Source organism: Bradyrhizobium sp. WCU1, assembly GCF_053474805.1.
Genome location: NZ_CM130280.1, coordinates 5,543,700 through 5,556,957, shown reverse-complemented (window position 1 = coordinate 5,556,957; position 13,258 = coordinate 5,543,700). Strand labels below are relative to the sequence as shown.

14 protein-coding genes and 1 other RNA gene are annotated in these 13,258 nt (G+C 65.1%); 2 read left to right on the top strand and 13 right to left on the bottom strand.

Annotated elements, in window-relative coordinates; genetic code table 11:
• Positions 1-161: 161 nt before the first annotated feature.
• A complete protein-coding gene (gene miaA / locus ACTUWL_RS25645) occupies positions 162-1,091 on the bottom strand; it encodes a tRNA (adenosine(37)-N6)-dimethylallyltransferase MiaA (RefSeq protein ID WP_035650246.1) in 930 nt (309 codons plus the stop codon).
• Between miaA and serB the strand changes: the two genes are divergently transcribed.
• Positions 1,090-1,995 carry a phosphoserine phosphatase SerB gene (gene serB / locus ACTUWL_RS25640; RefSeq protein ID WP_021077165.1) on the top strand — a complete coding sequence of 302 codons (906 nt, stop codon included), beginning with the start codon at positions 1,090-1,092 and terminating at the stop codon, positions 1,993-1,995. The two genes, miaA and serB, sit on opposite strands and share 2 nt — an antisense overlap.
• A 223-nt stretch (positions 1,996-2,218) precedes the next feature.
• On the opposite strand, the gene ACTUWL_RS25635 is transcribed toward serB, so the two are convergent.
• The 12 genes from ACTUWL_RS25635 to ACTUWL_RS25580 form a co-directional block, all read right to left on the bottom strand.
• Entirely contained in the window at positions 2,219-3,718 is a 1,500-nt protein-coding gene (locus ACTUWL_RS25635) for a Do family serine endopeptidase (protein ID WP_021077166.1), read from the bottom strand.
• 187 nt (positions 3,719-3,905) lie between these two features.
• A complete protein-coding gene (locus ACTUWL_RS25630) occupies positions 3,906-4,106 on the bottom strand; it encodes a DUF2065 domain-containing protein (protein WP_021077167.1) in 201 nt (66 codons plus the stop codon).
• 81 nt (positions 4,107-4,187) lie between these two features.
• Complete coding sequence (hflC, locus tag ACTUWL_RS25625) at positions 4,188-5,087, bottom strand: protease modulator HflC (RefSeq protein WP_021077168.1); 900 nt, start codon at positions 5,085-5,087, stop codon at positions 4,188-4,190.
• Positions 5,084-6,229 carry an FtsH protease activity modulator HflK gene (gene hflK / locus ACTUWL_RS25620; protein ID WP_021077169.1) on the bottom strand — a complete coding sequence of 382 codons (1,146 nt, stop codon included), beginning with the start codon at positions 6,227-6,229 and terminating at the stop codon, positions 5,084-5,086. The genes hflC and hflK overlap by 4 nt, the downstream gene beginning before the upstream one ends.
• Before the next feature lie 144 nt (positions 6,230-6,373).
• Positions 6,374-6,886: a dihydrofolate reductase gene (locus ACTUWL_RS25615; RefSeq protein WP_021077170.1), complete on the bottom strand. Its 513-nt coding sequence runs from the start codon at positions 6,884-6,886 to the stop codon at positions 6,374-6,376.
• A complete protein-coding gene (locus tag ACTUWL_RS25610; RefSeq protein ID WP_021077171.1) occupies positions 6,886-7,371 on the bottom strand; it encodes a GNAT family N-acetyltransferase in 486 nt (161 codons plus the stop codon). The genes ACTUWL_RS25615 and ACTUWL_RS25610 overlap by 1 nt, the downstream gene beginning before the upstream one ends.
• Complete coding sequence (locus tag ACTUWL_RS25605; protein WP_021077172.1) at positions 7,371-8,165, bottom strand: thymidylate synthase; 795 nt, start codon at positions 8,163-8,165, stop codon at positions 7,371-7,373. The genes ACTUWL_RS25610 and ACTUWL_RS25605 overlap by 1 nt, the downstream gene beginning before the upstream one ends.
• 174 nt (positions 8,166-8,339) lie before the next feature.
• Positions 8,340-9,320 (bottom strand): tripartite tricarboxylate transporter substrate binding protein BugD, encoded by a 981-nt coding sequence (locus tag ACTUWL_RS25600; protein WP_021077173.1) that lies wholly within the window; start codon positions 9,318-9,320, stop codon positions 8,340-8,342.
• A 134-nt stretch (positions 9,321-9,454) separates the two neighbouring features.
• The gene (locus ACTUWL_RS25595) at positions 9,455-10,969 is read right to left on the bottom strand and encodes a tripartite tricarboxylate transporter permease (RefSeq protein ID WP_021077174.1); all 1,515 of its coding nucleotides are present in this window, start codon (positions 10,967-10,969) and stop codon (positions 9,455-9,457) included.
• Between the two features lie 7 nt (positions 10,970-10,976).
• Positions 10,977-11,477 carry a tripartite tricarboxylate transporter TctB family protein gene (locus tag ACTUWL_RS25590; RefSeq protein ID WP_021077175.1) on the bottom strand — a complete coding sequence of 167 codons (501 nt, stop codon included), beginning with the start codon at positions 11,475-11,477 and terminating at the stop codon, positions 10,977-10,979.
• Positions 11,478-11,569: 92 nt separating this feature from the next.
• A complete protein-coding gene (locus ACTUWL_RS25585) occupies positions 11,570-12,103 on the bottom strand; it encodes a chromate transporter (protein WP_021077176.1) in 534 nt (177 codons plus the stop codon).
• Positions 12,100-12,711 carry a chromate transporter gene (locus ACTUWL_RS25580; protein WP_021077177.1) on the bottom strand — a complete coding sequence of 204 codons (612 nt, stop codon included), beginning with the start codon at positions 12,709-12,711 and terminating at the stop codon, positions 12,100-12,102. Before ACTUWL_RS25580 ends, ACTUWL_RS25585 begins: the two co-directional genes overlap by 4 nt.
• Before the next feature lie 77 nt (positions 12,712-12,788).
• On the opposite strand from ACTUWL_RS25580, the gene ssrA reads away from it, so the two are divergent.
• Positions 12,789-13,150, top strand: a transfer-messenger RNA (tmRNA) gene (gene ssrA / locus ACTUWL_RS25575).
• The last annotated feature ends 108 nt before the right edge of the window (positions 13,151-13,258 follow it).

Sequence of the window (13,258 nt, the reverse complement as noted above, 5' to 3'; positions counted from 1 at the left end):
CCAAAGGTTGCGCGAACATAGCGGCCAGACCCTGAATGTCAAGGCAAGCCAGCCATTTTCGCGATTTTTGAACTGTAACGGGGTTCCGGCCGTTCGGCGAGTGTTTTTGCGCGGCGCAACGCGCATGGCTGACGGGCGTGCGGCGGCGAGGGCCATCCGGGCTACGGAATCCGGCTCTCCAGCCATCCCCTCGCCGCCTCCGGCGCCACCCATTCGAATTCCGGAAGCTGGTGGCGAAACCAGGTGAACTGGCGCTTGGCGTAGTGGCGGGTGTCGGCCCGGCCGATCTCGGCGGCCTCCTGCCGGCTGATCTCCTCCTTGAGGTGCCGGATCAGCGCCGGCACGCCATGGGCCTTCATCGCCGGCAGCAACGGATCGAGCCCGCGCGCCGCCAATGCCGCGACCTCATCGAGCGCACCCGTATCGAGCATCGCGCCGAACCGGGCGTCGATCCGCGCATAAAGCTGCTCGCGTTCCGGCGCGAGAAACAGCGCGTGGAATTCGCCCTGCGGCAGCAGCGGCGGCAGGCCGTCGCGATGCCAGTCCGGCAGCGGGCGGCCGGTGGCCTCGACGACCTCGAGCGCCCGCGCGATGCGGCTGCGATCGCGCGGCTTCAGCCGTTCGGCCGACATCGGGTCGCGCCCTGCAAGCTCGGCATGCAGCGCCTCGACGCCATGTTGCTCCAGCCTCGCGCGCACGCCCTCGCGCACCGCGGGCGGGATCGGCGGCACCGCCGACAGGCCGCGCGTCAGCGCCTTGAAATAGAGGCCCGAGCCGCCGACGAAGATCGGCAGCCGCCCCTGCTCACAGGCCTCACCGAGCATCTTGGCCGCATCCGCCACCCAGGCGCCGGCGGAGAAATTCACGCCGGCGTCGACATGGCCGTAGAGCCGGTGCGGAACCAGCGCCTCCTCGCTCACAGTCGGCCGCGCGGTGATGATCCGGAGATCGCGATAGACCTGCATGGAATCGGTGTTGATCACGATCCCGCCGGTCCGCTGCGCGAGCGCGAGCGCCAGGGCCGACTTGCCGCTGGCGGTCGGCCCTGCGATAAGCACTGCCTTGTCCAACAATCCCGAATGCGCCTGCATGTCCCTCGTTGCCACGCTGATCTGCAATCCTGCAAGCCCCGCGCTCGATTCCACCATCGTCGACGGTGCGCGGGCCGTGCTGCCCTCACCCGGCCCGGCGCAGTGGCTGTTCAACGAGGTCGCCGTCGACATTCCCTTCGAGCGCGAGAACGCCAGCCGGGACGACATCAAGGCGATCGAGCTGCAACTGCGCCAGGCCCGCGGCGACCTGCCGATCGACATTGTCGTGCAGCCCCGGATCGGCCGGCGCAAGAAGCTTTTTCTGGCCGACATGGATTCGACCATGATCGGCCAGGAGTGCATCGACGAACTCGCCGACTTCGCCGGGCTGAAATCCCACGTCGCCGCCATTACCGAGCGCGCGATGCGCGGCGAAATCGAGTTTGAATCGGCGCTGCGCGAACGGGTGGCGCTGCTCAAGGGCCTGCCGGTCAGCGTGGTCGACGAGGTGCTCGACAAGCGCATCACGTTGACGCCGGGCGGCCGTGATCTGGTCATGACCATGCGCGCGCAGGGCGCCTACACCTGCCTCATCTCCGGCGGCTTCACTTTGTTCACCAACGTGGTCGCGGCCAAGGTCGGCTTCCAGGAGAACCGCGCCAACCAGCTGCAGATCGAGAACGGCAAGCTGACCGGCGAAGTGATCGAGCCTATCCTCGGCCGCGCCACCAAGCTCGCCACCCTGGTCGAACTCACCGAATCCTTCGATCTCGACGACATCGACACGCTGGTGGTGGGTGACGGCGCCAACGACCTCGGCATGATCCAGGCCGCCGGCCTCGGCGTTGCCTATCACGCCAAGCCTGCGGTCGCAGCCGCAGCCGCAGTGCGGATCGACCACGGCGATCTCACCGCGCTGCTGTACGCGCAGGGTTATCGGCGGGACGAGTTCGTCGAGGGATAGGTAGAGTCGTCCCGGCGAAGGCCGGGACCCATACTCCGCGGCGGGTGCCGTGAACGGGACTCATCATTCCACCATCGCGCAACAATCACCGCCTGTGGTTATGCGTCCCGGCCTTCGCCGGGACGACGATCAGGATGGTTCGCAATTCAAGACGTCAAGCAACACGGCGTCATCCCCCGCTTTCGCGGGGGATGACAGTTGTGGGTGAGGCGTCAGGCCGACGTTACTGCACGCCGAGCGCCACGAAGCGCAGTTCGCCGTCGCCGTTGGAGACCAGCAGCAGCACGGACTTCTTGCCGTCCTTTTTCAGCTGGTCGACGCGCTTCTTGATGTCGGCGGCACTGGAGACCGCCTCCTGCGCCACCTCGACGATGACGTCGCCGGCCGACAGCCGCTTCTCGGCGGCATCGGAGGCATTGTCGACGCCGGTGACGACGACACCCTTCACGCTGTCCTTGATCTTGTACTTGGTGCGCAGGTCCTTGCTCAGCGCCGCGAGGTCGAGGCCGAGCGCCTTCTGGGTCACCGGCTTCTCGGCCGTGTCGTCCTTCGGCTTGGCGTTGGCCTGCTGAACCTTGTCGTTGTCCTCGAGCCGGCCGAGCGTGACCTTGCGGGTCTCCTCATTGCCCTTGCGGATGATGACGACGTCGACTTCCTTGCCGACCGCGGTATCGGCCACGATCCGCGACAGATCCTTGGGGTCCTTGACGTCCTTGCCGTCGAACTTGACGACGACGTCGCCGGGCTCGATGCCCGCCGGCTTGGCCGGGCCCTTGTCATCGACGCCGGCAACCAGCGCGCCGCGCGCCGGCTTGATGTTGAGGCTGTCGGCGATCTCGTCGGTGACCTGCTGGATCCGCACACCGAGCCAGCCGCGGCGCAGTTCGCCGAACTTCTGCAGCTGGTCGACGACGCCGGCCACCGTCTTCGACGGCACCGCGAAACCGAGACCGATCGAGCCGCCGGTGGGCGAGATGATCAGCGTGTTGACGCCGATCACCTCGCCGTCGAGGTTGAACAACGGACCGCCGGAATTGCCGCGATTGATGGCGGCGTCGGTCTGGATATAGCTGTCATACGGACCCTGGCTGATGTCGCGGTTCTTGGCCGAGACGATGCCCGCGGTCACGGTGCCGCCGAGGCTGAACGGGTTGCCGATCGCGACCACCCAGTCGCCGAGGCGGATCTTGTCGCTGTCGCCGAACTTGACCGCGGTGAGCGGCTTCGGCGGTTTGAACTTCAACACCGCGAGATCGGTCTTCTTGTCGACGCCGACCAGCTCGGCCTTGATCTTGGTGCCGTCGTTGAGGATGACGTTGATCTCGTCGGCATCGGCGATGACGTGGTTGTTGGTGACGACGATGCCGGCGGTGTCGACGATGAAGCCCGAGCCGAGCGAATTGGTCTTGCGCGGCTGGAACTCGCCGCTCTTGTCGCCGCCCTTGCCGGGCGGCCCGCGGCGGTTCTTGAAGAAGTCGTCGAAGAATTCCTCGAACGGCGAGCCCGGCGGCAGCTGCGGCATCGCGCCGCCCTTGTTGGCCTCGATCGTCTGCGAGGTCGAGATGTTGACGACGGCGTCGATCACCTTCTCGGCAATGTCGGCGATGCCGTCGGGACCGCGTGCGAAGGCCGGCGCGGAGCTCAGCATGCTCGCAGCACCGATCGAGATCGCGGCTCCCATCATGCGGAGGCGACGGCTCAGGGCTGGTCTGGCAGCGATCATGTCGGAGTTTCTCCAGGCAAACGGGTTCAAATTTGCTGGTCGCAGTGTGCGCCCGTGGTCGCAGAGTGCGCCCGAACAGGCATTTGGCGCAAGCATCTCAGCCGGGCATTTCGGAGAAAAACCGGCTGCGTGAGGCTCACGATTATGTTCATTCCGGCGCGACCTACGCGCTTGGAACAGGCAATGCTCAGCGCCGCACCGCCCAGATCAGGACGAGTCCCGCGACCGCCGAACCGATGCCGACGACGCGCAGGATGTTGTCCGGCGTCGCCAGCGCGCTCTTCATCGCCCGGCGCATCCAGGCGGGGCTTGCCGCGAACAGGATGCCTTCGAGCACGAACAGGATTCCCAGACCGATGAGGAAGTCGCCGAACGCTATTGACCTCATCGGATCGCAACCTCCCGCTCGATGATTGTTGTTATTTAAGTGACGGCGGCACGTTGTCCGCGCCGCCGTTCTGTCGTGAATTTACTGTTTCGGCGCAGCCGCCGCCTCGGCCGGCTTGCCGTTCGCGCTGCCGAAGTACTTGAAGAATTCCGAGTCCGGCCGCAACAGGAACCGCGTGTCGCTGGACTTGAGGCCGTTCTCATAGGCCGTCATCGAGCGATAGAACGCGAAGAAGTCCTTGTCCTTGCCATAGGCCTCGGCGAACAGGCGGTTGCGCTCGGCATCGCCCGCACCGCGGGTCTGATCCGCGGCGGAGTTCGCCTCGGCGACGATCACGGTCGCTTCGCGGTCGGCCTTGGAGCGGATTTCCTGCGCCTTCTGGTCGCCCTGGGCCCGGAACTCCGCCGCCTCGCGCTGACGCTCGGTCTTCATCCGGTCGTAGACCGCTTGGCTGTTCTGCTCCGGCAGATCGGCGCGGCGAATCCGGACGTCGACGACCTCGATGCCGTAGCCGTCGGCTTCCTTGTCGAGCTGCTCGCGAATCCGCGACATCAGCTTCTCGCGCTCGTCACGCACCACCGCGATGAAGTTGACCTCGCCGAGCACGCGGCGCAGCGCCGCGTTGAGCAGCGTGGTCAGCTGCAGATTGGCGGCCTGGATCGAGCCGACGCTGGTGTAGTAGCGCAGCGCATTCTTGATGCGATAGCGCGCGAAGGCATCGACCACGAGCCGCTTCTGGTCGGAGGCGATCACTTCCTGCGACGGGTTTTCCAGGTCGAGGATGCGCTTGTCGACGTTGATCACCGAATTCCACGGCGCCTTGAAGTGCAGGCCGGGCTCGGTGACGACGTCGACCGGCTCGCCAAACCGCAGGACGATGGTCTGCTCGGTCTGCTGCACGGTGAACACCGAGCTGTAGCCGACGGCGAGAACGATGAAGAGAACGATCAGGGACAGGATGCCGGTGACAGGGGACCTCATCGGGTGGCTCCCTGCTGCTGGCCGGTCGTGGCCGGCGCTACCGTCGGCTGACGCCGCGGCGTCAGCTCACCCAACGGAAGGTAGGGTACGATGTTCTGGCCCTGGCCGCCGTCATAAACCAGCTTCTCGGAGCCACCGAGCACGCGTTCCATGGTCTCCAGATAGATGCGCTCGCGCGTCACGTCGGGTGCCTTCTTGTACTCTTCATAGACTTTGAGGAAGCGCGCGCTCTGGCCCTTGGCCTCGGCGACCGCCTGCTCCTTGTAGCCCTCGGCGGCCTGCTGGATCTGCGCGGCACGGCCGCGTGCTTCCGGCACGATCCGGTTGGCATAGGTCTGCGCCTCGTTCTGCTTGCGCTCGAGGTCGGCGCGCGCCGCCTGCACGTCGCGGAACGCGTCGATCACCTGCGCCGGCGGATCGACCTTCTGCATCTGCACCTGCGTGATCTGGATGCCGGCGTTGTAGGAATCCAGCGTCTTCTGCATCAGCTCCTGCACGTTCTGCTCGGTGACGTTGCGCGCCCCGGTCAGGATCGGCTGGATCTGCGAGCGGCCGATCACCTCGCGCATCGCGCTTTCGGCAACCGCCTTCACGGTGCCTTCGGGATTTTGGATGTTGAACAGATAGGCGCCGGCCCCGCCCGGCTTGATCCGCCACAATACGGTGAAGTCGACATCGACGATGTTTTCGTCGCCGGTCAGCATCAGGCTCTCTTCCGGCACGTCGCGCATGGTGCGGCCGCGCCGTGCGGGATCGTCGATCAGGGTCATGCCGATCGAGATCGTGTTGACGCGCAGCGCCTTCGGCAGCAGCACCGTCTCGATCGGATATGGCAGGTGATAGCGCAGGCCCGGTTGCGCATCGCGATCATACTTGCCGAAGCGCATGACGACGCCGAGCTCTTCGGACTGGACGCGGAAGATGCCGGTGGCAAACCAGATCGCCAGCGCGGCGACCAGCACCAGCGCGATTCCCATGCCGCTGAAATGCCCGCCGGGCAGCCATTGCTGCAGCCGGTCCTGGCCGCGCCGCAGCAGATCCTCAAGATCCGGCGGCCTTGGCCCGGCCGACTGTGGACCGGTGCCCCACGGTCCCTTCGGACCCGAGCCCCATGGCCCCCCGCCTTGATTTTTCCACGGCATCAAACATCTCCTCGGCAAGTCCGGACGGGACGCCCGGGCTCGAATGTCCGGCCCGGTTATAGGGGACCGCCAGGGCCCTTACAACGCAAGCTTCCTGAGCCGACGAGCTATGCGCCGGGCCACAATTGTCAATGCAAACATTGGTTAACCGCGGCCGCGCCGACGATATGTCACATAGGAGAAGTCGGCATTGTCGTCCGGACCTGCCGGATTCCGCACGCGCGCGACCTCATCCCACTCCCTCGCATCGATTGTGTCGAACCGTGTATCGCCGTCCGGCCGGGCATGGACCTCGGTAATCTCAAGGCGATCGGCGATGCCCATCCACTGCGCATAGATCTCGGCGCCGCCGATGATTGCAATTTCAGTGGCGAAACGCCGCAGCGCATCACCAAGCGCAATTGCGCGGGCGTTTTCCAACGACGTCGTGACGATGGCGCCGCGCGCGCGGTAGTTCGGATCGCGCGTCACCACGATGTTGGTGCGTCCCGGCAGCGGCCGGCGCAGCGACTCGAACGTCTTGCGCCCCATCACGATGGGCTTGTTCAGCGTCATCGCCTTGAGGCGCTGCTGATCGGATTTCAGCCGCCACGGAATTGCGTTGCCGCTCCCGATCACGCCGTTCTCGGCGACCGCAGCGAGGAGCACGATCTCCATCAGCGCGCTCCTTCGGCGAGCGCCGACAGCGCAGGACCGGAGACGCGACAGATCGTCCATTCGTCCACCATCTCGGCTCCGAGTGATTTGTAGAATGCGATCGACGGCGCGTTCCAGTCGAGCACCGCCCATTGCAGGCGCGCCCACCCATTGGCGAGGCAGTGCTTCGCCAGGTGCACCAGCAGCGCCTTGCCGATCCCCTTGCCGCGCAGCGCCGGACGCACGAAGAGATCTTCGAGGTAGATGCCGTGGCGGCCGGCGAAGGTCGAGAAATTGACGAACCAGACCGCGAAGCCGGCGGGCTCGCCGTTCCATTCCGCGATGTCGCAGAACAGCCGCGGGCTTTCGCCGAACAGCGCCTCGGCGATATCGGCCTCGCTGGCGTGGACCTCGTGCAGGAGCTTCTCGTACGCGGCAAGCTCGCGGACCAGCGAGTACACCAGTCCGGCCTCATCGGGCCGCGCGCGGCGGATCACGAGCGACATCAGACCGCGACTTCGGCCTTGATGTGCGGATGCGGGTCGTAGCCTTCGAGTTTGAAATCCTCAAAGCGGAACGCGAAGATGTCTTTCACATCGGGATTGATCGCCATCGTCGGCAGCGGCCGCGTCGGCCGCGTCAGTTGCAGGCGCGCCTGCTCGAGGTGGTTCGAATAGAGATGCGCATCGCCGAGCGAGTGCACGAAATCGCCGGGCTTCAGCCCGGTCACCTGCGCGACCATCATGGTCAGCAGCGCATAGGAGGCGATGTTGAAGGGCACGCCGAGGAACACGTCGCCGGAGCGCTGATAGAGCTGGCAGGACAATTTTCCGTTGGCGACATAGAACTGGAACAGGCAGTGGCACGGCGGCAGCGCCATCTTGTCCACCTCGGCCGGATTCCAGGCGCTGACGATCAGCCGCCGCGAGTCCGGATTGCGCTTGATCATCTCGATCACGTTGCTGATCTGGTCGATGCTGCGGCCATCGGGCGCGGGCCAGGAGCGCCACTGCGAGCCATAGACCGGGCCGAGATCGCCATTGGCGTCGGCCCATTCATCCCAGATCGTGACGCCGTTGTCGTTGAGATATTTGATGTTGGTGTCGCCGGCGAGGAACCAGAGCAGCTCGTGCACGATCGCCTTCAGCGGCAGCCGTTTGGTCGTCAGCATCGGGAATCCGGCCGAGAGATTGAAGCGCATCTGATGGCCGAAGATCGACAGCGTACCGGTGCCGGTGCGGTCATGCTTCTCGGCGCCGTCGGCGAGGATACGTTCGAGCAGATCGTGATACTGGTTCATGACGTCTGTTTCGGGCTTTCGAGAGAGCGGCGAATGTAGCGGCCACCGCCGCCGGCCGACACGCCGATTCGGCTGATTAGACCGATTATACCCCGAAAAGTGAGCACCCTTGCGCCAAACGACAAGGGACGGAACCCGCGTTCCGCCCTGCCCTATCCATTTGACCGCGCTGGATTAACTTGCCGGCTTGAGCACCGGGGTCCATTTCGCGATCTCGTTCTTCACGAGCGTCGCCAGCGCCTCCGGGCTGCGGTTGGCGGGTACCGGGATCACGCTGCCGAGTTCGAGCAGGCGCTTGCGGACGTTCTCGTCGTCCAGCGCCTTGATCGCCGCCGCGTTCAGCGTGGCGATGATGGCGGGCGAAGTTCCCTTCGGCGCAAAGATCGCGTTCCAGGCCTGAGCCTGGAACGCCGGCAGGCCGGCCTCGGTCGTGGTCGGGACGTCGGGCAGCGATGGATTGCGCTCGGGGGTCGCGACCGCATAGGCCTTGATGGTGCCGGCGTTGATCTGCGGCACCGCGTTGACGATCTGGTCGCACATGTAATCGACCTGGCCGGCGACCAGCGCGTTCATCGCGGGTCCGGTGCCGTTGAAGGGCACGCCGACCGGCTTGACGTCGAGGATCGAGTTGAGCAACTCGCAGGAGGCGTGCGAGACCGAGCCGATGCCGGCATGCGCGGCGTTGACCTTCTCGGCATTGGCCTTCACGTAGGCGATGAACTCCTTCAGATCCTTCGGCGGGAAATCCTTGCGGGCGAGGATCAGGATCGGCGTGCCCGCAAGCAGCGCCACGGGCTCGAAATCCTTCTCCGGATGATAGGCAAGCTTCGGATAGAGCGGCACGGACGCGGCATGGGTGCCCATGTGTCCGGTGACCAGCGTGTAGCCGTCATTGGCGGCGCGCGCCGCGCGCGTGGTCGCCGTGGTGCCGCCGGCGCCAACCACGTTTTCGATGACGATGCTCTGGCCGAGCGTCTGCGCCATATGCGCGGTGACGATGCGTGAGATGACGTCGGTCGGACCGCCGGCTGCGAACGGCACGATCATGGTGATGGTGCGCGTCGGATAGTTCTGCGCCGACGCCGGCACGGCGAATGCGCCGAGCGCCACACATGCCGAAAGGCATGCGCCCGCAAGCGAGCGAATGGACATCATCTCAATTCCTCCCGGGAACGTTTTGACCAATAAAAATGCCGGCCAAATCGGCCGGCATTTTCATTTCATGAGACGACATCGCGAGTCGATTCGACTTCCGCCTGCGGCGCGCCGACGCAGGGCTTAGAGAGTGATCAGCCCTCCGACTCCACGAACACCTCGTCGCGCTTCGCCCGCAAGGTGGGCAGCACGGCAAGCACCAGCAGAGCTGCCGCAATCGCCAGCAGCACCGCCGAAAGCGGCCGCGACAGGAACACGCTCCAGTCACCGCGCGAGATTAAGAGCGCACGGCGCAGGTTCTCCTCCATCAGCGGACCGAGCACCATGCCGAGCAGCAGCGGCGCCGGCTCGAAATCGTGCTTGATCAGCCAGTAGCCGACCAGGCCGAACGCGCCTGCGAGGACGACATCGACCGGCGCGTTGTTCACCGAGTAGATGCCGATCGCGCAGAACACCACGATCGAGGGGAACATCAGCCGGTACGGCACGCGCAGCAGACGGACCCAGATGCCAACCAGCGGCAGGTTGATGATGATCAGCATCAGATTGCCGATCCACATCGAGGCGATCATGCCCCAGACCAGGTCGGGCTGCTTCTGCATCACCTGCGGACCCGGCACGATGCCATGAATGGTCATCGCGCCGACCATCAGCGCCATCACCGCATTCGGCGGGATGCCGAGCGTGAGCAGCGGGATGAACGAGGTCTGCGCCGCAGCGTTGTTGGCGCTTTCCGGCGATGCCACGCCCTCGATCGCGCCGCGGCCGAACCGCGACGGATCCTTCGCCAGCTTCTTTTCCAGCGTATAGGCCGCGAACGACGCGATCACCGCGCCGCCGCCCGGCAGGATGCCGAGGATCGAGCCGAGCACGGTGCCGCGCAGGATCGCCGGCGTGGAGTCCACGAGGTCCTTCCTGGTCGGCATCAGGCCGGTGATCTTCTGCTGCACCAGATTGCGGTCCATCTCCGCGCCATGGTCGAGGTTGCGGATGATCTCAGCGAAGCCGAACACGCCCATCGCCACGGTGGCAAAGCCGAGGCCGTCGGCAAGCTCGGGAATGTTGAAGGCCATGCGCGAGGCACCGGTCTCGATGTCGGAGCCGACCATCGACAGCAACAGGCCGAACACGATCATCGCGATCGCCTTCAGCACCGAGCCCTTGGCGAGCACCACCGCGAAGATCAGGCCGAGCACCATCAGCGAGAAATATTCGGCCGGTCCGAATGCCAGCGCGAGCTTGGTCAGCGGCGCGCCGAGCACGGCGATCAGCACGGTGGCGACGCAGCCGGCGAAGAACGAGCCGATCGCGGCGATCGCGAGCGCCGGACCGGCGCGGCCCTGCTTGGCCATCTGGTGGCCGTCGAGCGCGGTGACCACGGAGGTCGCCTCGCCGGGAATATTGACCAGGATCGAGGTGGTCGACCCGCCATATTGCGCACCGTAATAGATGCCGGCGAGCATGATCAGCGCGCCGACCGGCGGCAGGCCGAAGGTGATCGGCAGCAGCATCGCGACGGTGGCGATGGTGCCGATGCCCGGCAAGACGCCGACCAGCGTGCCGACCAGCGCACCGATCAGGCACATCAGAAGGTTGATCGGAGAGAATGCGACAGCGAAACCGTGGGCGAGGTTGGCAAACAGTTCCATCACGCCCTCACTGGATCAGGAAACGCGGGAACATCGGCATCGGAAGTCCCAGCACATAAGGAAACAACAGCGCGCAGCCGAGCGTCAGGCAGCCACCGACGATGATGGCTTCGAGCCACCTCGTCTCATGCGAGCCGAGCGCCGCGATCAGGAAGGCGGCAAAGGCGGAGACGACGAGCCCGAGCGGACGGATCGCGACGGCGAAGAACACGATTGCCGCCGACACGAACAACGGCCCGCGCCAAGAATAGGCCGCGATCTGCGGGCCGTCTTTCAGAATTCCGACCAGCGCCACGGCGCCGCCGAGCAACAGCAGCAGCACGGCGAACATCCGCGGCGCGGTTCCGGCACCGAACGAAAATCCGTGCATGCCCTGCAAGTCGCTCGAAGCCCACAAGGCAAACAGCGCAACGGCCACCATGGCGAGCCCGCCGACAAAGTCCTGCGGGCCGCGCACCCATTTCGGCAAGATCGATTTGACCGGCGCCTCGCTCGGCGTATCGCTCATGACTTCGCTTCCCCCCGTCAGGCTGTCCGCCCGTTTTGATTGAATGGCTTGGCTTGTGGTGCGTTGACCGAAAGCCTTGCTAGCGATTTTCGTCAGACAACGCCAGCAAAACCCAAGAGACCTCCGGCGAGCAACATCCACAAAGGATTGATCCGCGTCGCAAAAGCAAGCGTGGCTGCGACAATGGTGATCAGGACCGCGATCCAACTTTGGTCTGATGTCTGCGCCACGATCAGGCCGGATGCAGCCATCAGGCCGATCGACAGCGGAACCAATGCCGCCTGGATGATCGCCGGCCAGCGCGCGTCGCGCGAGCGATCGAGGAAACGGCTGACATAATAGGCAAGCAGCGCGGTCGGTCCGCACATCGCAACCGTCGCAGCCAACGCCCCGGCAACGCCTGCGACAGAATAACCTATCAGCGTCACGATCAGCACGTTCGGTCCCGGCGAGAGCTGCGAGATCGCGAACACGTCGGCGAACTGCTTGTCGGTCAACCAGTGATGTACGTCGACCGCGGCGCGGTGCATTTCGGGGATCGCCGAATTGGCCCCGCCGACCGCGAACAGCGACATCAAACCGAAGGTCCATACCAGCGCCGCGACCGGGTTGGACTCCCTATTCATGACTTCACCATGCGCCGGGTCACGATCGTGATCGCGAGGCTGAGCGGGATCGCCACCAGCAGCACGATCTGCAGCGGCCAGCGGATCAGACCGATCGCGACGAAGACCGCGGCCAGGATGACGAGGCCTGTGACATCACGCCGCTGCAACAGCGGCAGCATCATCTTGAGGACGACGGCGAACAGCAGCCCGACCGCGGCACAGGCCACGCCGGCAAGCGTCCGGCGCAGTATGTCGACATCGCCGTAGCGGGCGTAGAGCGCGGCAAGGATGGTCGCGATCACCATCGGCGGCCCGACCAGCCCGGCGAAGGCCGCGAAGGCGCCGGCGACGCCGCGAAAGCGCGAACCGAACACGACCGACAGGTTGACGATGTTCGGACCTGGCAGGAAATGGCACAGCGCGAAGGTCTCGTTGAACTCCTCCGCCGTCATCCAACGGTGCTGTTCGACGATCGCCCGCCGGGCCCAGACCAGGACCCCGCCAAAGCCGGCCAGCGACATCTTGGCAAACGCCAGGAACAGCTCGAGAAGCCCGGGCTGGTGGGGTGGAGACGGCGCGGAGACATCCGGCGCCGGGGCGGCAACCGGCGGGGATTCCGGGGGCATGGCCAAAATCTAGAACGGCTCCGGGACGCCGGCCAACCCAAATTGGTGTGTTTTCACAGCGGAAAGGGTCTGAATCGGCTCTGTTTTTCTACGGCTTTGCCGCTATATTGGGGGTGCCGGTTCGCCGGCTATGGAAATAAATGGCCGTCGCAATAAACCATTCGGACCCGGGGGCGGTACCCGGCGCCTCCACCAAAACCCATCTAAGCCCCCTTCGGTGGCTTTTGGCGGGGGCGAAATAGGATCGACGAGGGCGTAAAGGGCGTGTTTTTTCTCGGTATGGTTCCGCCGTTATCGGGCTAATGCAATAGTTGCCAACGACAACTTTGCTCCGGTTGCTCAGGCTGCGTAACGCAGTTTGAAAGACCATCTTAAAGTCCTAACGGGTTAAGCTCCGTTAGGCGGGGTTCGGAGGCACCTGGCAACAGAAGCCTCCACTTTATTCCTCGATCGGGCGTCCGCCCGCATTTCAGCCATCGGCCCTGCTGATTTCCGGCTCCCGGCGGGGTAGCATGGGGGCAAAGCGGGCGAGTCGGATCATCCGGCG